A 20,820-nucleotide genomic window follows, 5' to 3' on the forward strand; every position below is an offset into this window, starting at 1 on the left:
TTTTGTCAGCGGACAGATCGAAAAACCGCAGGCTGCATGATGAGCAGCCGTGGATATGGACGGGGACCGTTGACCACAACCGAGCCGCAACTGCAATGCGAGCGCGCACAGACGATGAGGATCGCCAGGTAACGACAGTGTCGAAAAAATAAGAAAAACCGCGTTCGATCAACGACCTAAAACTGATAGTTGATCGACACGTCGCACACCCCATTGGTTTTCGTTTGCGTGATCGGGCTATTCGCAGCGCTGCCCAACAGACGTTTGAGCGCTCCGTCCGCGGTCACGAACCAGTGCTTATTGACGAACCAGATCATCGTTACGCCGAATCCGGCCGATTTCAGCCCGGCACTCGCGTCATACTGCGAATATCGAGACGAAGCCGCCTGCGCCGCGTTCACCCCGAACCAGCTGTTCATATATTTGGAATCGGCGAACGTTACCGACGGTCCCGCGAACCAATAGAAGCTCTCCGAACTGCCCGGAAGCGGCATGTAGGCCCCGAAATCCGCGACCCAGCCATTCGATCCACCGAAGCTGCGTGTGACGGCGCCCCGGAAAACGAGCGGAAACTCCTTCGAAATTACGTACTCTCCAGCCAGCTTCACTTCGGGCGCCGGGTTGATGTTGCCCATCCCATCGAGTCGGGTGGGATCGTCGTGCGCACGCCTGCCCAGGTCATATACGGCCGCAATGCTCACGCGCCAGTTGTCGCCCTGGAGCACGTTGACGCCCAGTCCTTCGCCCGTCGAAAGAAAAGCTAGATCCTTGTAGCGAATATCGGTGCTTGGCCCGACCAGAGTGTGATAGCGATCCGAGCCGTCATAACGCGGTTCGAACGTTGCGCCAATGCCGAGCCGGACTTCCCAGTCAGGTCGATTGGGTCGGAACAACTTTTCCAGCGGGATTCCTGCCGAGTATTGCCACTCGCCGAGCGGCGAGGGCGTTTGCGCGAAGGCCACCGGTGGGTGGCAGATCAAATAGGCGAGGCTGGCGTAGACGGGTAGCTTGGTCATGTCGACGAACGTCTTGGGTTGCGAGTCCGCGGCCGCGGCACGTTGCTGCCATGTTTAAGGTTGTCCAATTCACAACGATGATCCGGCGGCAGGTCAGCAAACGCCGTACCTGCCCCGTTTTGACTTGCCGCATATCAGCATGAACCAAATCTCGGATTCCCGCCGCCGATGGCTATATATATAGTTGTCTTGCTAATCAAATAGTGCGCCATTCATGTTCGCTCAATGCCTGTATTTCAACGCGTCCGCGCTTGCTCGTCTGGTCGAGCGGGAATGGGCCGAGATCTACGGCGATCTTGGATTAACACCTGCTCAAGGCTATGTGCTGCGTGTCGTCCTGTCGAAGCCGGGTTGTCTTGGCAGCGAGATTGCGGACACATTGAGCATCGCCCGGCCAACGGCGACGCGGCTCATCGACAACCTGGCGAGGAAGAAGCTCGTTGAACGACGGCAGGGCAAGTCGGATGCCCGCGAGCGGGGCGTGTATCCGACACGTTCAGGCAAGGCGTTGAACGCAGCGATCAGCGACGCAAGCGCGCAGATCACCCGCCGTCTCAAAGTGCATATTGGCGCGGAAGTCTTCGAGAGCACCATTGCCGGCATGCGCAAGATGCGCGAGGCCCTCAAGTAATCGCGCTCGCGCATCGATCCCACCGCCGGCACCTGACAATTTCATTCGATGGAATTGTCGGAGGGCCATGAACAGTCAATTCAGCGGCGGGCGCTTTATCCACGAGCGCTGCATTTGTACAGTCCAGACTCGAATCTCTGATCTTCGTCGATCGCCCCGGTCGACGCTTCTACAGAAGCGCAACGATGGACTATCTGCAGTCACTCAGGATGTTTGTAAAGGTCGCGGAGCTGGGCAGCTTCACGGGCGCAGCGGATCAACTGAAGGTATCGAGCGCCGTCGCGACGCGCAGCGTAGCGTCCCTCGAGGAGCGCCTCGATGCGCGTCTGCTCCAGCGCACCACGCGCAGCGTGACGCTGACGGAAGCAGGGCGGCTGTTTCTGGATCGCGTCAGGACGATCGTCGACGATATCGACGACGTCGAGGGCGGACTGCTCGCCGCCACAGGGGTGCCGTCGGGTACGTTGCGCATCGCGGTGCAAGGCAGCGTGGGTGCAGGGTATCTCGCGAAGCTGCTGAGCGCGTACACCGAACGCCATCCGCGCGTCGTGCCGCAGGTGATATTCGCGGACGGTCCAATCAGCCTTGTCGAAGGACGCTTCGACGCGGCGCTGACGAACGACACCTATCCGCATGCCGGTTCGGTCGTCGTGCGGGCGTTCGCGCATCTGAAGATGACGCTCGTTGCGTCGCCGCGTTATACGCCGGGCATACACCGCATCGCCAATCTGACGGACATCGATCCGCTTGTGATGTTGACTCTCGACGACGGCACGACAGGCACCGAGCACGATCCTGTGCGTCGATGGCTCGACACGCATACCGCGCACGCGACCCGGATTCATGCAAACAACAGCGACATGCTGCGTCGCATGGCGATTGAAGGCATGGGCGTCGCGCTGGTGCCTGCCGTGCTCGTCGAGGACGACCTCGACGACGGCTCGCTCGTGCCGGTATCGTCGGAAACCGCGTTGCCATCGATGGGACTGTCAGTCGCGTACGGCAGCCGCCGCAATCTCGCACCGAACGTGCGCGCGCTTGTTGATCTGCTGGTCGAGCAGGCGGGTTATGAGCGGCTGCCCGTTCCGCTCAGACACGACGATGCCGCGCTCGTATCTGGCAATTAGCCGCTACGCGTGCGATGAAACCGGTGCAGGGCTTTCTTGTTGCAGCACGCGCTCCAGCCTCTGGCCGCTTCGCTGGCTGGTCCGGCGTCCCGGTTGGTAACCTTTGAAAGGCTCGTAGAGCCCGCCGCTGCGCCACGCGACGCAAAGCGCCGCGCACAATACAGCGATCGCGAGCATAGGCAGCAGCGGCATCATCGCGGGCAGCTCCTGCCCGCCGAACACCGCGTACAGGTAGACGGGCAGCGAGTACGGATGATAGGCGACCATCACCGTCGCGCCGATCATCAGCGGCGACTGGGCGAAGTTTAACGGCTTGCGCAACGCGATTTCCCCGTCAGGCGTTATGAGCAGGCATATCGCGACGACCGTAGACGACGCTGCATTCGAGACAGCGGAGGTTCAATCCGTTGCGTTTGCATCCGTCAACGCATTGCGGTCCCAGCCGCCGCCGAGCGCTTTCAGCAATTGCACGCTTGCATCGATACGGCGCGCGTCGATCTGTTCCGCCGCGCGCTCGTTGGACAGCGCGATGGTTTGTGCTGTCACCACGTTCAGATAGTCGACGGCACCCGCCTGATAGCGATTGGTCGTCAGCTTGAGCGACAGGTCGGCGGCCGCTGTCGCGCGTTGCTGGCTGTCGGCTTCGTTCGCGAGCGTATTGAGCGACGACAGATCGTCCTCGACCTGCTGGAAGGCCACCAGCACCGTTTGCCGGTAATCGGCGACCGTGCCGTCGTATTGCGCGCTTGCATTGTTCAGCGCTGCCGCGCGCCGGCCGCCGTCGAACAGCGTACCCGCGATCTGTGAGCCGAGCGACCAGAACAGGCTCGATGCCGTGAGCCACGGCGCGAAGAACGAGCTTTCGAGCCCCGCCGTCGCCGACAGCGTCAGGTTCGGATAGAACGCCGCGCGCGCTTCGCCGATCTGCGCGTTTGCGGCGGCGACGCGCCGTTCGGCGGCGGCGATGTCGGGACGGCGCTCCAGCAATTGCGACGGCACGCCCGCGGGAATCTGCGGCAGCGCGACGGTCTCCACCTTCGGCGGTAGCGAGAAAGACGATGCGGGCTGACCGACCAGCGTGGCGATCGCATGCTCGAGCTGCGCGCGCTGCACATCGATGTCGCTATCTTGCGTGCGCGTGCTTTCCAGCTGCGTCTGCGCCTGCGCGACGGCAGACGCATCGATCGCGCCGTCCTTCAGTTGCTGTTGCACGATCCGCAGTGCAGCGGCGTAGGCGGTGACCGTATCGTCGAGCAGCTTCTTTTGCCGGTCGAGCGAGCGCAAATCGAAATAGTCGATTGCGAGATCGGTGGCAACGGAAAGACGCACCGATTGCAGATCGGCTTCGCTGGCCTGCGCATTGTCGCGCGCATTGACGGTCGCGTTCTTTACCCGACCGAACAGATCGGGTTCCCAGCTCGCCGCGAGTCCCGTCGAAAAATCGGGCACAGTATGGCCCGCCAGCCCTTTGTGCACCACATTCTGCGACGTGCGATAGCGTTGCGCCGAGGCGCCCGCGGTGACGACGGGCGCATAACCTGCGCGCTGATAGTCGACCATCGAGCGCGCCGCTTCCAGTTGCGCGACGGCCTTGCGCACGGTCTGGTTCGACACGTCGACCTGCGCTTCCAGATGATTCAGTTCGTCGTCGTTGAAGAGCGTCCACCACGGGCCGCGCGCCTCTCCATCGGCGGGCGCGGCGACTGTCCAGCCGGCTGCGGGTTGCGGCGTGCTCGCGAAGTGATCGGGCACAGCCGATTGCGGCTGCGAGTAGTGCGGCAGTGTCGAACACGCGCCCAACGCGCTTGCGACAGCTACGGCAATTGCCTTGCGAACCAGCGATCCGCGGACAAGGAACATGATGAGCCTCGCTTTCCGTTTTTTAACCGCGCTTCGCGAGCGCCGCCGCCTGCGTCGCTTGCGTCGAATGCAAAGACGCGACGCGCACTGTTTCGCCGCTGCTGATCGCATCGCCCGGATTGTTGATCACGCGATCGGTTGCATCGAGTCCCTTCGCCACTTCGACGTAGGTGCCGAAATCGCGGCCAATGGTCACGGTCTTCAACTGCACCTTGTCGTCACTGCCGATCGTCGCGACGGTCACGCCGTCCGGCCGGAACAGCAGCGCGCTGACGGGCACCTCGAGGGCGGGATGCGCCGTTTCCAGCGCAAGATGAACCTGCGTGTACGCGCCCGGCAGCAACGTGCCGTCGCGGTTGTCGACATCGACTTCCACACGCAGCGTGCGGCTCACGGGATCGATCGACTCCGCGCTGCGCGCGACCGTCGCGTCGAACTGGCGCCCCGGATACTGCTGCGTCGTCAGATAAACCTTCGTGCCCGGCATGACGCCCTGTGCATCGTTTTGCGGCACGTCGACGAATACGCGCAGACGGTCGGTCTGTTCGATATGAAAGAGTTCGCCGCTGTTGGCGGGGATGCCGGGCGAGCCGCCCGAGGTCACCAGCGCGCCGACATCGACGTTACGCGCGGTGATGACGCCGTCGAACGGCGCCGTCACTTTCTCGTACGACACCAGCTCAGCGAGCCGCGCCACATTTGCTTGCGCCGCTTGCCACGCGGCGAGCTTCGCTGCGCTGTCGCTCGTCTTTGCGTCGGCATCCTGTTGCGAGACGGACTGCGTTTGCAGCATCGTTTGCCAGCGCTGCGCGGTGCTGTTTGCGAAAGTGTAGTTGGCCTTCGCAGTCGCTTCGTCGGCGCGCGCCTGGCGCAGCTGCGCGTCGAGCTCCGGCGTATCGATGTCGGCGAGCGTTTGTCCCGCTTTGACCTTCGCACCGATATCCGAATACCAGTGCTGGATGTAGCCGCTCGTGCGCGCGTAGATCGACGCGTCCGCGAACGGCATCACGTTGCCGGGCAGCAGCAATTCCTGCAACGCGGGTGCGCGCGTCGGCGTGAGCGTTTCGACCGTAAGATAACGCTGCTCGTCGACTTGCTGGGTCAGCGCCGTGCCGGCGTGCAATCGCGGCACGATGCCGAGCGCGAGCAACGCGGCGGCGACGGCCGCTAGCGCGACGGGCAGCAGGTAGCGCCGCGTGGCGCGTTTCGACTCGTGATCGGCAGGCGTCAGCTCGGTGGGAGCCGAAGGTTGCGGACGTGTCGGCAGATCGGGCGTAGTCATGGCAAGTCCTTATTGGGCGTGTGTGGTCATGTCGGCGTGATCGGCGGCATTCTTCGCGCGGCGTTTCGCGAGCCACGCGTGCACCATGCCGAATACGACGGGTACGAACATCAGCGTCGACACTGTGCCGATCGCGAGGCCGCCGATCACCGCGCGGCCGAGCGGCGCATTCTGCTCGCCGCCGTCGCCGAGGCCGAGCGCCATCGGCAGCATGCCAATCAGCATCGCGAGCGCCGTCATCAGCACCGGGCGGAAGCGGTTGAAGCCTGCATCGAGCGCGGCCGCGAGCGGCTCCATGCCGTTGGCGAGCGACTCGCGAGCGGTGTTGATGACGAGAATGCTGTTGGCCGTTGCGATGCCGATGCACAGAATCGTGCCCGTCAACGCAGGTACGCTCAGCGTCGTGTGCGTGGCGAACAGCATCCACGCAATGCCCGCGAGCGAGCCTGGCAAGCCGCTGACGATGATGAGCGGATCGAGCCACGACTGGAAATTCACCACCATCAGCAGATAGACGAGGGCGATGGCGAACACGAGACCGTAGCCGAGGCCTACGAACGATTCGTTCATCGACTGCACCTGTCCGCGAATCACAATGGACGAGCCGGCCGGCAACTGCGTGCGCGCGGCGTCGACGAGTTTCGTTACGTCAGAAGCGACGCTGCCCAGGTCGCGTCCTTGCGTTGACGCGAATATGTCGAGCACGGGTTGCACGTTGTAATGCGATACGACGGCCTGCTGCATGCTGCGCGACGTCGTGCCGAGCGAGCCCAGCTGATTCTGCGGATCGACGCCCACCCGGTTGGTGGTCAGCGGAATGTTGCTGAGCGTTTGCAGCGAGTGAATGTCGTACTGCGGCATCTCCGTCACCAACGGATAGCTGACGCCGTTCTTCGGATCGAGCCAGAAATTCGGCGTGGTCTGCGAACTGCCCGAGAGCGCGATCAGCATGTTCTGCGCGACGTCTCTTTGCGTGAGGCCCGCCTGGATCGCCTTCGTACGATCGACATTGACGTCGATGGCCGGTTCGTCGCCAGGCTGCTGGAGGCGGGCATCGACAAGACCGCGCACGCCGCGCATTTGCGCCAGCAACTTGTCCGCGACGACACGGTTCTGATCGAGCTTGTTGCCGACGATCTGCACGTCGATCGGCGCGGGCAGGCCGAAGTTCAGAATCTGGCTGACGATATCGGCAGGCAGAAACGCGAATGTCACGCCGGGAAACGCCTGCGCCAGCACGTTGCGCAACTGTGCGACGTATTGCGCCGTCGGCTTGTGATCGGGCTTGAGCGTGACCATGATGTCCGCGTCTTCAGGGCCGATCGGGTCCGCCGAGTCGTATGTCAGATTGATGCCGCTCACGGGCACGCCGATGTTGTCGAGCACGGCGGCCTGTTCCGGCTTCGGAATCACGCTGCGGATTTTCGCTTCGACCTGATCGGTGATGCGCGCCGTCTGCTCGATGCGCGTGCCCGTCGGGGCGCGCAGATGCAAACGGATTTCGCCGGTGTCGACGGCAGGAAAGAAGTCGCGGCCTGCAAACGGAATCAGTGCGAGCGATGCGAAGCACAGCGCGAGATAGACGGGAATGAACCGGCGGCGATTCGCGACCGCGCGTTGCAGCACGTCGTGGTAACCGTTGCGCAGGATGTCGAAGCGATGCTCGAAGCGTGCCTGAAAGCGCGCGAAGATCGCGAAGCGTCCCTGCGCAGCGCGTCCGTTCTTCGAAGGCACGCGCATCAGATACATCGCGAGGGTCGGGACAAGCGTGCGCGAGAAAAAGTACGACGCGCACATCGCGAACACGACGGCTTCCGCCAACGGAACGAACAGATACCGCGCGACACCCGACAACAGGAACATCGGCACGAATACGATGCAGATCGACAGCGTCGAGACGAAGGTCGGCACGGCAATCTCGCCGGACCCGTTCAGGATCGCATCGTGCAGCGGCGCGCCTTTTTCGAGGTGATGCGTGATGTTTTCGATTGCCACAGTCGCATCGTCGACGAGAATGCCGACCGCGAGCGCGAGTCCGCCGAGCGTCATGATGTTGATGGTCTGCCCGAGCGCGGCCAGCGCAATCAGCGACGTCAACACGGCCAATGGAATCGACACCGCGATGATGAGCGTTGCGCGCCAGCTGCCGAGAAACAGCAGGATCATTGCGGCCGTCAGGCATGCGGCGATCAGCGCTTCGCGCACGACGCCCGAAATCGCCGACTTCACGAACACGGACTGATCGGAGAGCGGCGTAATCTTCAGTGCGCTCGGCAGGCCCGCGGCGATCTTCGGCAGCATCGCTTTCACTTGCTGGATGATGGTCAGTGTCGACGCACTGCCCGTCTTTTCGATTTGCAGCAACGCGGCGCGCTTGCCGTCGCTACGCACGATATTCGTTTGCGGCGCGTAGCCGTCGATCACATGCGCAACGTCGCGCACATAGACGACGCTGCCGTTGACCGTCTTGATGGGCAGATCGTTGAGTGCAGCGACGGTGCTCGTGCTGCCGTTCATCTCGACGTTGTATTCGCGCGAGCCGATCTTCGCGGTGCCGCCCGGCAGAATCAGGTTTTGCGCGTTGACCGCGTTGACCACGTCGGCGGGTGCGAGACCCTTCGCCTGCAGCGCTTTCGGATCGAGCAGGACCATGATCTGGCGGATCTTGCCGCCATAGGGCAAGGGCACGGCTGCGCCCTGGATCGTCGCGAGTTGTGTGCGGATGAAGCTGTTGCCGAGATCGTAAAGCGTCTGTTCGGGCAGCGTGTTGCTGGACAAGCCCAGTTGCAGCACGGGCACCGTCGATGCGTTGTACGTGATGATGTTCGGCGGCAGCGTGCCGGGCGGCAGCACGCGCAGGATCGACGCGGAGTTCGACGCAGCCTCGGCGATCGCGCGGTTGATGTCCGCGCCCGGATGAAAGAACACCTTCACGACGGAGACGCCGTTGAGCGATTGCGATTCGATGTGTTCGATATCGTCGACGTCGGTGGTGAGCGCGCGCTCGTAGTTCGACGTGATCCGGTGCGCCATGTCTTCGGCGGAAAAACCGTTATACGACCACACGATGCTGACGACGGGAATGTCGATGTTCGGGAAGATATCCGTCGGCGTGCGCAGGATCGCGAGCGGCCCGACGATGAAGAGCAGCACGGCCAGCACGATGAAAGTGTAAGGCCGCCGCAGGGCCAGTTTGACGATCCACATGACGGGTTCCTTGGACAATGATCTGCCGGTGCGCCCGAACGCGGATCGCGCCCGAACATTTCATGGGATCGCAGTGTGGCGGCGGAGCACTTACTCTCAAGTGACTGTGACATTACGAATTCGACATCCTGGGGGGAGCATAAACGGCCCGGAACGATGTCGATTGCGTAAATGACCGATTTGTCATCTGAGGGACAGGCTTAGGTCAGCACTCAGTGCACACAATGGCGTTAACCCTTTGCGAACCCGCGGCCGCACGGCTGACGGGGCCGAAACCGACAAGCAGTGAAACGCTGCGAAGGGCATTGGGGCCGCATCTTCATGGACTTTTTTATGGATGCGGCGCTGGTCAAGAACTCACATGCAGGTGAACCATCATGAAAGCACTGATCCAGGCTGTCGTCGTTTCGTGTGCGCTGGCTGCGCCGGCACTTTCCTTTGCTCAGGCCGAGCAGGGCCAGGTCACGCGCGCGCAGGTTCGCGAGGATCTGCAACGCGTCGAGCAGGCAGGCTATCGTCCCTCGTCAGACGACGCTTCCTATCCTGCCGACATCCAGGCCGCCGAAGCGAAGGCATCGGCGGGCGGGCAGCAGCCGCTGGAACAGACGGCTGTAGGCGGTGTCGCGCCGAGCGGCACGATGCAGATGGGCGCGCCCGCATCGGCGGATGGCAATCCGAAGCCGGTCTTTTTCGGAAACTGAGTGAGATATAACGGGCGCGCGCCGCCCGTTAATTTCTTGCGACGCTCAAGGCGAGCGGTCGCCGCACATGCGGCGACCGTGCCTGACGTCTTGCTGACGCTCGCCGTCAAGCGAGATTCTCGGTCGAGAACGGCAGCGCATACACCCGCTTGCCCGTGGCCGCGAAAATCGCGTTCGCGACGGCGGGCCCGACAGGCGCGACGCCCGGCTCACCGATGCCCGTGGGCGCCTGCGCCGACGTAACGATGTGCACTTCGACCTTCGGCATCGCATCCATACGCAGCACGCGATAGCCGTCGAAGTTGTTCTGCTCGATGCGGCCGTCCTTCAACGTAATCGCGCCATACAGCGCCGCGCCCAGGCCGAAGCCGATGCCGCCTTCGATCTGCGCCGCGATCACGTCCGGATTGATCGCCGTGCCGCAATCCACCGCGCAGACCACGCGATCGACCTTCACCTTGCCGTCCTTGTCGACGGACACCTCGGCGACTTGCGCGACGAAGGTCTTGAACGCTTCCGCCACCGCGATGCCGCGACCTTTGCCAGGCGGCAAAGGCGCGTCGCTCCATCCCGCTTTTTGAGCGGCGAGATCGAGCACGCCGCGCATACGCGGTTCGTGTTCGAGCAGATCGCGCCGGAACGTGTACGGATCTTTGCCGGCCGCATGCGCAGCTTCATCGATGAACGCTTCGACGGCGAAGGCCGTGTGCGAACTGCCCACCACGCGCCACCACAGAACGGGCACGCCTGTGCGCATCGTCGACAGCTCGACGGAGATGTTCGGAATCGCATACGCGATGTTCGCAGCGCCTTCCACCGACGTGCCGTCGATGCCGTTCTTGATCAAGCCCGAGAATGGCGTATCGGCGACGATCGACTGCCCGACGATCCGATGCTGCCAGCCGACGAGCTTACCGTCGCGCGACAGGCCCGCTTCGAGCTTGTGAAAGTACATCGGGCGATAGAGGCCGCCGTGGATGTCGTCTTCGCGCGTCCACTGCAGCTTGACGGGTGTGCCGTTCGCGCCGAGCGCCTTCGCGATCGACACTGCTTCGACGATATAGTCCGAGCCCGGATTCGCGCGCCGTCCGAAGCTGCCGCCCGCGTACAGCGTGTGAATGCTCACCTGCTGCGGCTGCAGGCCGGCGACGTTCGCCGCGTTCGCCTGATCGACGGTCTGGAACTGGTCGCCCGCCCAGATTTCGCAACTGTTCGCCGTCAGCTTGACGACGGCGTCGAGCGGTTCCATCGGCGCGTGAGCGAGGTACGGGAATTCGTAGCTCGCGCTGATCTTGCGCGCCGCACCCTGAATCGCCTTCGACGCATCGCCTTCCGTGCGCGCGGGCAGACCGGGCTTGTCGGCAGCCTTGCGATACTCGGCCATGATGTCCGCCGAACTGCGCTTCTCAGCGTGGGTATCGTCCCACTCTACTTTCAGCGCGTCGCGGCCCTGCTTTGCGGCCCAAAAGCTCTTCCCGACGACGGCCACGCCGCGCGGCACCTGCACGACGTTCACGACGCCGGGCACCGCTTTCGCCGCCGACGCATCGAAGGAACGCACCGTCGCGCCAAACTGCGGCGGCCGCTGGATCACGGCGACGAGCATGCCTGGGAAGGTCACGTCGAGCGTGAACTGAGCGGTGCCGTCGGTTTTGGGCGGCACGTCGACACGCGGCGCCCGACTGCCGATCAGTTTGAAATTCTTCGGGTCTTTGAGCGGCACGTTCTCCGGCACGGGCAATGCCGCGGCCGCCGATGCCAGCGAACCATACGTCGCATGCCTGCCGCTCGCGTCGTGATAAACGACGCCGCGTTCCGTGCGCAAGTCGGATGCGGGAACCTTCCATTGCTGCGCCGCCGCCGCCACCAGCATTGCGCGCGCTTTCGCGCCCGCGTCGCGCAACTGCATCCACGAATTGGCCATCGCCGAACTGCCGCCCGTGCCCTGCATCGTGCCGAACGCGAGGTTCGCATAGCGCTTTGCATCCGCGGGCGCGCTTTCGACGCGCACGCGCAACCAGTCCGCATCGAGTTCTTCGGCGACGATTGTCGCAATGCCCGTGTACGCGCCCTGGCCCATCTCGAGGTGCTTGGCGATCACCGTCACGCTGTCGTCGGCGCCGACGCGCAGGAAGGCGTTCGGTGCGAACGGCGCGCCCGGCGCTGGCGCCGCGAGCGCGCGCCGCGACGTCACGGTCCATTCGAAGCCGATGGTGAGCGCGAGCGCGGCCACCGTGCCCGCGCCTTTCAGAAAGGAGCGCCGCGCCGGGCGCTGAACGTCAACAATATCGGTCGTCATCGCTTACCCCTGAATCGTGCTGGCGGCATCGTGGATCGCTGCGCGAATCCGCGTATAAGTCGCGCAGCGGCAGATGTTGCCGCTCATCGCGGCGTCGATGTCGGCGTCCGTCGGCTTGGGGTTTTGCGCGAGCAGCGCGGCAGCGGACATGATCTGCCCGGACTGACAGTAGCCGCACTGCGGAACTTGCAGCTTTACCCACGCGGCCTTCACGGCCTTCGCCGGCTTGCCCTGCAAACCTTCGATCGTCGTGATGTGGCGGCCCTCCACAGCGGATAGCGGCGTCACGCACGAGCGGATCGGCTGGCCTTCGAGATGAACCGTGCACGCGCCGCATTGCGCCATCCCGCAGCCGAATTTCGTTCCGTGCAGACCGGCGACTTCGCGAATCGCCCAGAGCAGCGGCATGTTGGGATCGGCGTCCAGCGTCGTGGACTTGCCGTTGAGAATCAGAGTGGTGGACATCGATGACTCCGAGTAGGTTCTGGTTATGCACGCGCACTGCGTAGCCATAAGCAGCGTTACGCGCTTGCGAGTCGGAGTGTGGCGCAAAGTGCGCCGTTTCGCTGTCCAAAAGCTCTGGAAGTCTTGCCTGATTCTGCGGTGTATCGAGCTCGGCGGGCGTATATTCGTCGATGGCGCAAACAGTTTTGGCGTGATCGCCACGATCAGGAGACGGCGATGAACAATCGTTGGTTGAAGGGCTTCGTTGCAGCGTTCTGGCTCTGGGCATTTGCTTTACTGGCCACGGCGCAGCAAGCTGGCGAAACGAGCGCCTCCGGGCCCGTCGTCTACGTGTCGGACTTCGAACTCGACGCGGCCAGCATCACACCCGATCAAAGCCGCGTGAGCCGCGCGCGCCGGTTCGCGGGCAGCCTGTCGCCACTGCATCTGTCCGGGCAGGATCCGCAGAAAAAATCGCAGGCACTGGTCACCAGCATGGCCGACAGGCTCGTCGCGGACCTGCAGCACGACGGCATCGACGCGCGCCGTCTTCCGGCGGGCGGGCCGCTGCCCGCGCAAGGCTGGCTGGTGCGCGGCGTCTTTCTGGCCGTCGACGAAGGCAACCGCGTGCGGCGCGCTGTCGTAGGATTCGGCGCGGGACAGGGCAAGATCGAACTGGCCGTCGCCATCGACGGACTGCCCGTCGAATCTCCCACGCCGCTCTATCAGACAGTCGAAGGACAGTCCGACAAGCACGCGCCCGGCGCGATGATCAAGCTGAACCCTTACGTTGTGGCGGCACGGTACGCGATGGCGGGCAACGATCAGCAGGCCGATATCGAGCAGGCTGCTTCGCAGGTCGCCGAGGCCGTGGTTGCGCGTGTGAAAACGCGGAACACGGCAGCGCCGCAGCCATGAACTGCAACCGCGAAGGCGCGCGTCGACGCTTCAGATGCTTTCCGGGCTGACCTCGATACGCGGCCAGACGAGCGTCTCGAACTGGTCAGGCGGGACGGGCTGCGAATACAGGAAGCCCTGCGCGAAGTCGCAGCCGACAGCCGTCAGAAAGTCGCGCTGCTCGACGGTCTCGACGCCTTCCGCGATTACCTTCAGTCCGAGCTTGTGCGCGAGCACGACCATCGCCTCGCATAGCGCCTGATTGTCCGCGTCGAAGCCCAGGTTCTGCACGAAAGACCGGTCGATCTTCAGGAAGTCGATGTCAAAGCGTTTCAGGTAAGCCAGCGACGAGTAGCCCGTGCCGAAGTCGTCGATGGAAATGCGGATGCCCGCGTGCCGGAACGTCGCGAGCCGCGCGTCGATATTCAGATCGGCGTGCAGCAACAGGCCTTCCGTGATTTCGATCGCGATGCTCTGTCCCGGCATGCCTTCGCGGGTCAGGTAGTCGGACCATAGCGCGCCGAGCTGATTGTCCTGGCGAATCTGCACGGGCGACATGTTCACGCTGATCTGGAACGACGGATGGAAGCGTTGGCGCCACAGCTTCGCCTGCTGCACGGCCTGGCGGAACACCCACTCGCCGATCGGCACGATCAGGCCCGTGTCTTCCGCGAGGGGGATGAAGTCCAGCGGGCTGACCATGCCGCGCTCGGGATGCAGCCAGCGGATCAGCGCCTCGGCCTTGAAAATGTCGCCCGTCGACAGATCGACGATCGGCTGGTAGTAGAGCCGGAATTGATCGTGCGGCAAAGCGGTGCGCAGATCGCTTGTCAGGCGCAGGCGCTTTTCCGCTGCGACCTGAAGGTCCGGCGTGAAGTAGTTCAGGCGATTGCGTCCGGCGTTCTTGGCCGCGTACATCGCCTGGTCGGCGTTCTTGAAGAGCACGTCGAGTTCGCGTGCATCGTCCGGATATACCGTGACGCCGATGCTCGCCGAAATGAACGCTTCGTCCGGGCCGAGCGCGAACGGCTCGGACAGGGTCTCGATGATCGTTCGTGCAATCCGTTCGATACTGCCGCAGTTGTCGATGTCCGGCAGGATCACGGTGAACTCGTCGCCGCCCAGACGCGCCACGGTATCCGATTCACGCACGCACGAGGTGATGCGCCGCGCAGCTTCGATCAGCAGCGTGTCGCCCGTATCGTGTCCCAACGAGTCGTTGACTTCCTTGAAGCGATCCAGATCGATCAGCATCAGGGCCATCCGGTGGCCGGAACGCTGCGCGACTTTCGCTTCCTGTTCGAGACGATTCTGGAACATCTGGCGGTTCGGCAGTTGTGTCAGCGTATCGAAGTTGGCCTGTTGCCAGATTGCCGCTTCGAACGCCATCCGGTCCGACAGGTCGCGGCCGACCGCGAGCACGGAGTTCACCTTGCCCGACGGATCGATCTCAGGCGTGAGGCGAATATGCGAGCACTGCTCCTGTCCGTCCTTGCTGAGCCAGCGCAATTCGAACTGCCCGCTCTTGCCGCTCGCAATCACTTCGCCGATCTTGCGCTCGTAGATCAGCGCGTTCGCTCCGCCGGGTATCTCCGACGGCCGCTTGCCGAGCGCTTCGCCAAGACTGCGTCCCGCCGACGAACAAAACGCGGGGTTCGCATACGTGCGGCGCAGGTCGCGGTCGTAGCGCGTGATCGTGTCCGGCGAATTTTCGATCAGCGTCCGCGACTCCAGCTCACGGCTGACGAGTTCCGCAGTGCGCTCGGCCACCGTCTGTTCGAGCGATGCGTTGATCTCGTTGATCTTCTGGATTTTCTGCCTGATTGCCGCGCGCATTCTTTCGAAGCGCTGTTCGAGCCTGCCCAGCTCGTCCTGGCCGTCGCTGCCGACAGGCGCTTGCGCGAGGTCTTCGGATTCGGCGCCCGCATCGCTGCCCGTGTCGTGCATCTTGCGCACGAGGTTCTTCAGCGGCGCCGAAATGCTGTGCGAGATGAAGTAGGCAAAGAAGATGGAAAGCAGGAAGCCCGAAATGCCGACCAGCACCATCTGGTTGCGCACGGATTGCGCCTCGGCCGTCAGCTTCTTCTCGGGTATCGTGCTGACGACGAACCATGTCGTGCCGGGAATCCGTGTATACGCCGCGAAGTAGCCCGCGCGGTTCTTGCCTTCGAAGCTGACGAAGCCATTCGGCTCGCCGAGCGTCTCGTTGTTGTGCGTAATCTTGTCGATCAGGCCGGGCTCGGCCGCCGCGTCGGCGCCGGCGGGCGTGTCGTCGGCGCGCACGATCAGCTTGTTGTTGCTCGTGTCGAGCACATAGATCTGCGTGCCCGTGCCCAATGCAACGTCGTTGAAAATCGTCGAGAAGTGTTCGGGACGGATCACCAGAACCAGATGGCCAAGCTGCCGGTTGTTGCTCTTGCCGATAACCGCGCGCACCATCCCCAGGTTCTGCTGGCCCACGCCGTTGTCGTAGCTGCCCCAGTACGGGCGTCCGTTGTGCTGGAGCGCCTGCCTGACGAACCGCATCACGCCGCGTGTCAGTTGCGCGAACGCCTGCGTGTCCATGACCCGGTCGTGCTGGTCGAGCAGATACTTTTCGTTGATGAAATCGACTGAGCCGTAGTGGTCCAGAAGCAGCCGCGTCATGTCCTGACGCGCTTCGTTCTGTTCCTTCGGGCTGCCGCTTTCGACTTTCATCAGCGCTGCCTGAACCTGATCGGACAGCACGAGCAGGCTGCTCTCCGTCTCGACCTGCTCCATGCGCAGCACGACGTTTCGCGACACCTGCTTGACCACTTCCTTCGAAAAGATCTCGGCTTTTTCTTTGATGGCCGCCGTCGACTCCGCGTACGATATGTAGCCGGAAATGAGAACGGGCAGCAATGACAGCAGGATGAACGCGGTCATCAGCCGGTAGCGTATCTCTACGCGTCGCAGCAGATCCTGCGACAGGTATTCAAAAGCGCGTTGCAGTGATGCGATGATCGAGCTCATTTGTAATGCATCTTTGCTTCGTTCTTGACTGACGCGTCGAGGAGCTGGGCGGCCTGCTTCGGCGTGATCCGGTTCAAGAGGACATCCTGCATCAGACGATGCAGGCTCTCGATGGAGTTGGACGGGAGCACCGAATAGTACGGGCTGGCCGTGACGGGATAACGACTGACGACGCGCGTATATTCGACGATCCGCGGATCGCCTGCGATCGCACCGGCGCTTTGCCTGAACGGCGAAATGTTCTGGCGCTTCGCCTGCAGAATGCCGAAGCCCTTGCCCGCGATGAATTCGAGAAAACGCATGGCGGCAGCCTTGTTGGGCGTGTCGCACACCGCAAAGCCCGTTTCGCTGCCGATCACGGGCACGACCCGCTTGCCGGGCGCGTTCCACGGCGGAATAAAGACGCCCGCGTGGAACGGATTGCCGTGCAGCAACAGACCGGCCGCCCAGCTGCCGTGGAAAGCCATCGCGACCTTGCCTTCCTTGAACAGGCGGATGCCGCCATCGTAGTCCGTCGCCATGTATCCGTCCTGCACGTAACCGCGCTCCACGATCAGAGACATCTTGGCAAATATATCGGCGACGGCAGGCGTGTTTAAATTGAGCGTGCCGTCGTCGATCTTCTTTTTCCAGGCGGGCTCGCGCGCCACCACGTTGTTGGCGAAGCCGAAGCTGAACGGACCGTTGCCCAGCATGTTCGGAAATCCGCCGTTCCACATGACAGGCGTGAAGCCCGCGCGCTTGAGCTGCTCGCAGATGGCCAGGAACTCGCGGAAATTGGTCGGCAGCGCCTTGATGCCGGCTTTCTCGAACATGTCCTGGTTGTAGTACATCAACACCGTCGCCACGCCGCCCGAAATGCCAAACGCCTTCGACTGGCGACGGCTCGTCCAGTCGCCCTTGAGCGGATCGAGCATGTTATTCCATGCCGCCGTCTTGCCGACTTCGGCGAGTATGCCCTGATCGGCCAGATCGGCCGAGTAGGCATTCGGGTTCACGCTGACGAGATCCGGCAGGTTGCCCGAGGCGATACGGGGCTTGATGTTCGCCTCCACCGAATTGCCGACCATGAACTGCACATTCACGCCGATATCGGGATTCTCCTTGCTGAACGCGGCCGCGATCTGAAGCATCTCTTCGGGCCAGTCGGGCGCCCAGACCAGCGCGGTGATGATCGTCTTCGCCGGCGCAGCCGCGCCTGGCGAAGCGGAATCCTTCTGATGACAACCGTACAACGACAAAAAAAGGACAGTCACCAGGCCGGATAGCAGAAAGGCAAGGGCAAGTCGTCGCACGTGAGAATCACTATCAGGTTCGAAGGGGAGAAAATCCGTCGCGGCGTCCTGTCCGCGCAACGCACCCGCGAGCGCAAGCTGCGCCTCGCATGGAAACGCGCTGCTCACTGAGCGTTGAATAGGCGGAAAGCAAACGATTGCCGCAAAACCTGGGCGCGATCCGATGACAAGACGAAGTGGTCGGAGCAAGCAAGCGAACACTTGCGGCGGGTGCGACGCGCATATCGGGCCCTGACGGCGGCTAGAGAGAACGGACGGTGTGTTGCCTCAACTGCATAACGGCACGCCCTGTTATTACTTGAGGCGCTGGCCGCCCGTGCGTGAAGCCGGAAATCCGTCACCGCTGAGCGTGGCGAGCGGCCATCTCCTGCAGATTCAGATCGCTTCCATCGCGTGCAGCAATTCGTCGTGAATCTGGGCTGCGGCGCATTCTCGGCAGTTCGGTGCGGTCGGCTGCGATCGCAGCGAGCACCACGTCGCAGTGCGCTTTGCGTGCTTGCTTCGGAAAGCGCGCCGCGTGCTGGAATTCATCCGTCACGCGCGTGACGCGATGCAAGACGGCATCGATCGATTCGGGACCGAAGGGAAAGGAAGGTGCCGCCGTTGGGCGGCGTGCCGTTCCGGATCGGGCAGGCGGGGTCGCCGCGCTGCCCTTTATCGCACGCTTAAACGAGCGTGACGGTTACGTCGATATTGCCGCGCGTCGCCTTCGAGTACGGGCAGGTCTGATGCGCGCGGTCGACCACTTGCTGCGCGACATCGCGCGGCAGCCCGGGCAGGCTCACGTTCAGACGCGCCTGAATGAAATACGCGCCGTCGGTGGTGCCGAGATCGATTTCCGTATCGACGCTCGTGTCCGCCGGCAGCGAGATATTCAGCGCGCGTGCCGCGCCGCCCATCGCGCCGATGAAGCAGGCCGACCAGCCCGCGCCCAGCAGTTGCTCGGGGTTCGTGCCCGTGCCTGGGCCGCCCGGCGTCGACAGCTTGATGTCGAGGCGGCCGTCAGTGCTGCGTGCGGCGCCTTCGCGGCCGCCCGTCGTATGAACCTTGCCTGTGTACAGTACTTTTTCGATCTGGGCCATGATGCGTGCTCCGGTTGAGTGGTTGAGGGCAAACAATCGATGACCGTATTGAAGCGCGCCGATGTATCCCGCTTGTGTCGCGACGCGCGGCCTGTGTATGTGTTTGTATCCGCCCGCGTTCCCGATACATTGCGCTACAAAAAACGGGCCTTGCGGCCCGTTCGATGTCGAAAGAACAGCTATAGACGAACTGCAGCGCATCAGCGAATCGGCTTCGGGAACGCTTCGCGCGCCTCGTCGCCGTCTCGATCGCCGACCACCGATTGCAGAAAGCGCCGCGCATCGTCGACGCTATCGGGCACGCCTGCGTCGATGCTCAGTTGCGTGCCGGGCACCCACGTCGTGCCGCCCGACGTCGAGGTGATGCCGTCGACGGCCTCGGTCTTTTCGCACAGGAGCACCCTGGTCCCTCGTGATGCGCGATCAGCGCGGCCGTCATGCCGGCCGCGCCCGCGCCGAATATCAGCAGGTCGACCTCTTCGTCCCAGCGGGACGCTTGCTCCGAAATCGTGCCTGTCTCCTTCGTTGCGCCGCATCGCGGTTCGCCGGGCGACGCTTAATTCATTCGAACGGTATTTCATCGACGCTGCACTGCGACGCATCGAGCGCGCTATCGGCGACGGCTGTGTCGCGCTCATGCGTCGCCGTGCAGCAGGAACTCGACCATGCGATCGCAGACGCGCGTGAACATCTGCGTGCCCGCGCGGCTTCGATGAACGGCGTGGGCGGCGGCTTCGTCACTACATCGCCGACAAAGGTCGATGCCGTGACGCGCGACACGTCGACGGGCAACGGATCGTCGGCGCGCATGCCCATCGGCGATGCATTGACGATGATGCCGAACGATGCAGCAGAGACATTCTTCTGCGCCGTGTGCACGGCGCCGCGTTGTAGCGCGGCAAGCCGCGTGACCAGCGATGCAGTGTGCGCCGCATCGTTGTCGAGCACATCGGGCGACGCGACGCCCGACACGCTGGAGGAGCCAGCGCGCGACGTGAAGAAACGCGTCAAGACCGCGGCGAAGGTCTAGCGCTACGCCCTCGACGGCAGGCCGCGCCCTGCCTTGCGCGCCTCGTCGAGCATGAACTCGATGAACTGCGCCGTCGCACGCGTGTGATGACGGTTCGGCATGTACAGCATGTACATGTTCGTGCCGAAGATGCTGAGCCGCCACGGGTCGAGCGCGGTGACGACGTCGCCGCGCCGGATGTCGTCGTGCACCACATAGTCGGGTACGAGCCCGACGCCCAGTCCTGCGAGAATCGCCTCGCGCAAGAACAGAAAGTTCTCGGAGATCACGCCGGGTTCGAGCAGCACTTCGTGCCGTTCGTCGCGCAGATAGGCGGCAAGGCGCAGTTGCCGGCCGACTACCGCAGACGTGATGAGCGGCGCGGTGCGCAGCGCATGGAGATCGGCTGGCATGCCATACCGGGCCGCATAGGCCGACGATGCACACGCGACCCATCGCACCGGCCCCATGTCGCGCGCAACGAGATTTTGCGGCGGCTCCGACATCACGCGCACGGCAATGTCCACTTCATCGCGCAGCAGATCTTCCACGCGGTTTTCGAACATCACGTCGAGCACGATGCCGGGATAGTTCCGCTTGAATGCGATCAGCCATGCCGACATCACCAGTTGCCCGTAACCGCTTGGCACGGACAGACGCACGCGGCCCCGCAGGCTTTCGCCGAGCGTCGAGACCGACTCTTGCGCCGCGAGCAGCGAACTGCGGATCGCGCGGCCATGCTCGTAGAGCTTCAGGCCGATCTCGGTCGGCTCGACGCGACGGGTCGTGCGCCTGACCAGTTGCAGGCCGAGCGACTTTTCGAACTGGTTCAGGTGATAGCTGACGTTGGCGCGAGTCATCTTGAGCCGTCGCGCAGCCTCGCTGAGGTTGCCGGCATCGATGATCTCCACCAGCAGCGTAAGTGCGTTGACGTCCAAGGCGGCGTTACTGTCAAAGATTCCTTGACACTCTGTCA

General features: G+C 63.2%; 15 protein-coding genes and 2 pseudogenes. 4 read left to right on the forward strand and 13 right to left on the reverse strand.

Annotation, left to right across the window (positions count from 1 at the left end; genetic code table 11):
• Window positions 1-176: 176 nt before the first annotated feature.
• Window positions 177-1,016, reverse strand: coding sequence for a MipA/OmpV family protein (locus BPHY_RS35750; protein WP_012406362.1), 840 nt, complete (start codon window positions 1,014-1,016; stop codon window positions 177-179).
• Window positions 1,017-1,230: 214 nt separating this feature from the next.
• Here BPHY_RS35750 and BPHY_RS35755 point away from each other — a divergent pair, with 214 nt between their 5' ends.
• Entirely contained in the window at window positions 1,231-1,647 is a 417-nt protein-coding gene (locus BPHY_RS35755; protein ID WP_012406363.1) for a MarR family winged helix-turn-helix transcriptional regulator, read from the forward strand.
• A gap of 185 nt (window positions 1,648-1,832) precedes the next feature.
• Window positions 1,833-2,774, forward strand: a complete 942-nt coding sequence (locus tag BPHY_RS35760) for a LysR family transcriptional regulator (RefSeq protein ID WP_012406364.1) — start codon at window positions 1,833-1,835, stop codon at window positions 2,772-2,774.
• Between the two features lie 3 nt (window positions 2,775-2,777).
• On the opposite strand, the gene BPHY_RS35765 is transcribed toward BPHY_RS35760, so the two are convergent.
• The 4 genes from BPHY_RS35765 to BPHY_RS35780 all read right to left on the reverse strand — a co-directional run bounded on the left by BPHY_RS35765 (window position 2,778) and on the right by BPHY_RS35780 (window position 9,123).
• Window positions 2,778-3,095, reverse strand: a complete 318-nt coding sequence (locus BPHY_RS35765; protein WP_012406365.1) for a hypothetical protein — start codon at window positions 3,093-3,095, stop codon at window positions 2,778-2,780.
• Between the two features lie 78 nt (window positions 3,096-3,173).
• Complete coding sequence (locus BPHY_RS35770) at window positions 3,174-4,634, reverse strand: efflux transporter outer membrane subunit (protein WP_012406366.1); 1,461 nt, start codon at window positions 4,632-4,634, stop codon at window positions 3,174-3,176.
• 22 nt (window positions 4,635-4,656) lie between these two features.
• Window positions 4,657-5,916 (reverse strand): efflux RND transporter periplasmic adaptor subunit, encoded by a 1,260-nt coding sequence (locus BPHY_RS35775; protein WP_012406367.1) that lies wholly within the window; start codon window positions 5,914-5,916, stop codon window positions 4,657-4,659.
• Window positions 5,917-5,925: 9 nt separating this feature from the next.
• Window positions 5,926-9,123, reverse strand: coding sequence for an efflux RND transporter permease subunit (locus BPHY_RS35780; protein WP_012406368.1), 3,198 nt, complete (start codon window positions 9,121-9,123; stop codon window positions 5,926-5,928).
• 377 nt (window positions 9,124-9,500) lie between these two features.
• On the opposite strand from BPHY_RS35780, the gene BPHY_RS35785 reads away from it, so the two are divergent.
• A complete protein-coding gene (locus BPHY_RS35785) occupies window positions 9,501-9,824 on the forward strand; it encodes a DUF4148 domain-containing protein (RefSeq protein WP_012406369.1) in 324 nt (107 codons plus the stop codon).
• A 106-nt stretch (window positions 9,825-9,930) separates the two neighbouring features.
• On the opposite strand, the gene BPHY_RS35790 is transcribed toward BPHY_RS35785, so the two are convergent.
• On the reverse strand, window positions 9,931-12,123 hold the full coding sequence (locus BPHY_RS35790; protein WP_012406370.1) for a xanthine dehydrogenase family protein molybdopterin-binding subunit: 2,193 nt from the start codon (window positions 12,121-12,123) through the stop codon (window positions 9,931-9,933).
• Between the two features lie 3 nt (window positions 12,124-12,126).
• Window positions 12,127-12,588 (reverse strand): (2Fe-2S)-binding protein, encoded by a 462-nt coding sequence (locus BPHY_RS35795; protein WP_012406371.1) that lies wholly within the window; start codon window positions 12,586-12,588, stop codon window positions 12,127-12,129.
• Between the two features lie 216 nt (window positions 12,589-12,804).
• On the opposite strand from BPHY_RS35795, the gene BPHY_RS35800 reads away from it, so the two are divergent.
• The gene (locus tag BPHY_RS35800) at window positions 12,805-13,485 is read left to right on the forward strand and encodes a DUF4410 domain-containing protein (RefSeq protein ID WP_012406372.1); all 681 of its coding nucleotides are present in this window, start codon (window positions 12,805-12,807) and stop codon (window positions 13,483-13,485) included.
• A gap of 30 nt (window positions 13,486-13,515) precedes the next feature.
• Here BPHY_RS35800 and BPHY_RS35805 read toward each other — a convergent pair whose 3' ends face one another.
• The 6 genes and pseudogenes from BPHY_RS35805 to BPHY_RS35835 form a co-directional block, all read right to left on the reverse strand.
• Window positions 13,516-16,458: a bifunctional diguanylate cyclase/phosphodiesterase gene (locus BPHY_RS35805; protein WP_012406373.1), complete on the reverse strand. Its 2,943-nt coding sequence runs from the start codon at window positions 16,456-16,458 to the stop codon at window positions 13,516-13,518.
• Window positions 16,455-17,753, reverse strand: coding sequence for an ABC transporter substrate-binding protein (locus tag BPHY_RS35810; RefSeq protein WP_176061884.1), 1,299 nt, complete (start codon window positions 17,751-17,753; stop codon window positions 16,455-16,457). Before BPHY_RS35810 ends, BPHY_RS35805 begins: the two co-directional genes overlap by 4 nt.
• 665 nt (window positions 17,754-18,418) lie before the next feature.
• Window positions 18,419-18,835 (reverse strand): organic hydroperoxide resistance protein, encoded by a 417-nt coding sequence (locus BPHY_RS35820; RefSeq protein ID WP_012406376.1) that lies wholly within the window; start codon window positions 18,833-18,835, stop codon window positions 18,419-18,421.
• A gap of 218 nt (window positions 18,836-19,053) precedes the next feature.
• Window positions 19,054-19,274 (reverse strand): annotated as a pseudogene (locus tag BPHY_RS42245) (FAD-binding protein); the annotation flags it as partial.
• A 195-nt stretch (window positions 19,275-19,469) separates the two neighbouring features.
• Window positions 19,470-19,804, reverse strand: a pseudogene (locus BPHY_RS40580) (shikimate dehydrogenase); the annotation flags it as partial.
• Between the two features lie 63 nt (window positions 19,805-19,867).
• A complete protein-coding gene (locus BPHY_RS35835) occupies window positions 19,868-20,782 on the reverse strand; it encodes a LysR family transcriptional regulator (protein ID WP_012406377.1) in 915 nt (304 codons plus the stop codon).
• Between the last annotated feature and the right edge of the window lie 38 nt (window positions 20,783-20,820).

Origin of the sequence: Paraburkholderia phymatum STM815, assembly GCF_000020045.1 — a bacterium.
Lineage (GTDB): Bacteria > Pseudomonadota > Gammaproteobacteria > Burkholderiales > Burkholderiaceae > Paraburkholderia > Paraburkholderia phymatum.

What these genes read in the sequence shown, in the direction of transcription:
- BPHY_RS35785 (WP_012406369.1), top strand. Translation starts at nt 9,501, where the DNA reads ATGAAAGCACTGATCCAGGCTGTCGTCGTTTCGTGTGCGCTGGCTGCG.
- BPHY_RS35775 (WP_012406367.1), bottom strand. Translation starts at nt 5,916, where the DNA reads ATGACTACGCCCGATCTGCCGACACGTCCGCAACCTTCGGCTCCCACC.
- BPHY_RS35770 (WP_012406366.1), bottom strand. Translation starts at nt 4,634, where the DNA reads ATGTTCCTTGTCCGCGGATCGCTGGTTCGCAAGGCAATTGCCGTAGCT.
- BPHY_RS35805 (WP_012406373.1), bottom strand. Translation starts at nt 16,458, where the DNA reads ATGAGCTCGATCATCGCATCACTGCAACGCGCTTTTGAATACCTGTCG.
- BPHY_RS35750 (WP_012406362.1), bottom strand. Translation starts at nt 1,016, where the DNA reads ATGACCAAGCTACCCGTCTACGCCAGCCTCGCCTATTTGATCTGCCAC.
- BPHY_RS35755 (WP_012406363.1), top strand. Translation starts at nt 1,231, where the DNA reads ATGTTCGCTCAATGCCTGTATTTCAACGCGTCCGCGCTTGCTCGTCTG.
- BPHY_RS35800 (WP_012406372.1), top strand. Translation starts at nt 12,805, where the DNA reads ATGAACAATCGTTGGTTGAAGGGCTTCGTTGCAGCGTTCTGGCTCTGG.
- BPHY_RS35780 (WP_012406368.1), bottom strand. Translation starts at nt 9,123, where the DNA reads ATGTGGATCGTCAAACTGGCCCTGCGGCGGCCTTACACTTTCATCGTG.
- BPHY_RS35790 (WP_012406370.1), bottom strand. Translation starts at nt 12,123, where the DNA reads ATGACGACCGATATTGTTGACGTTCAGCGCCCGGCGCGGCGCTCCTTT.
- BPHY_RS35820 (WP_012406376.1), bottom strand. Translation starts at nt 18,835, where the DNA reads ATGGCCCAGATCGAAAAAGTACTGTACACAGGCAAGGTTCATACGACG.
- BPHY_RS35760 (WP_012406364.1), top strand. Translation starts at nt 1,833, where the DNA reads ATGGACTATCTGCAGTCACTCAGGATGTTTGTAAAGGTCGCGGAGCTG.
- BPHY_RS35795 (WP_012406371.1), bottom strand. Translation starts at nt 12,588, where the DNA reads ATGTCCACCACTCTGATTCTCAACGGCAAGTCCACGACGCTGGACGCC.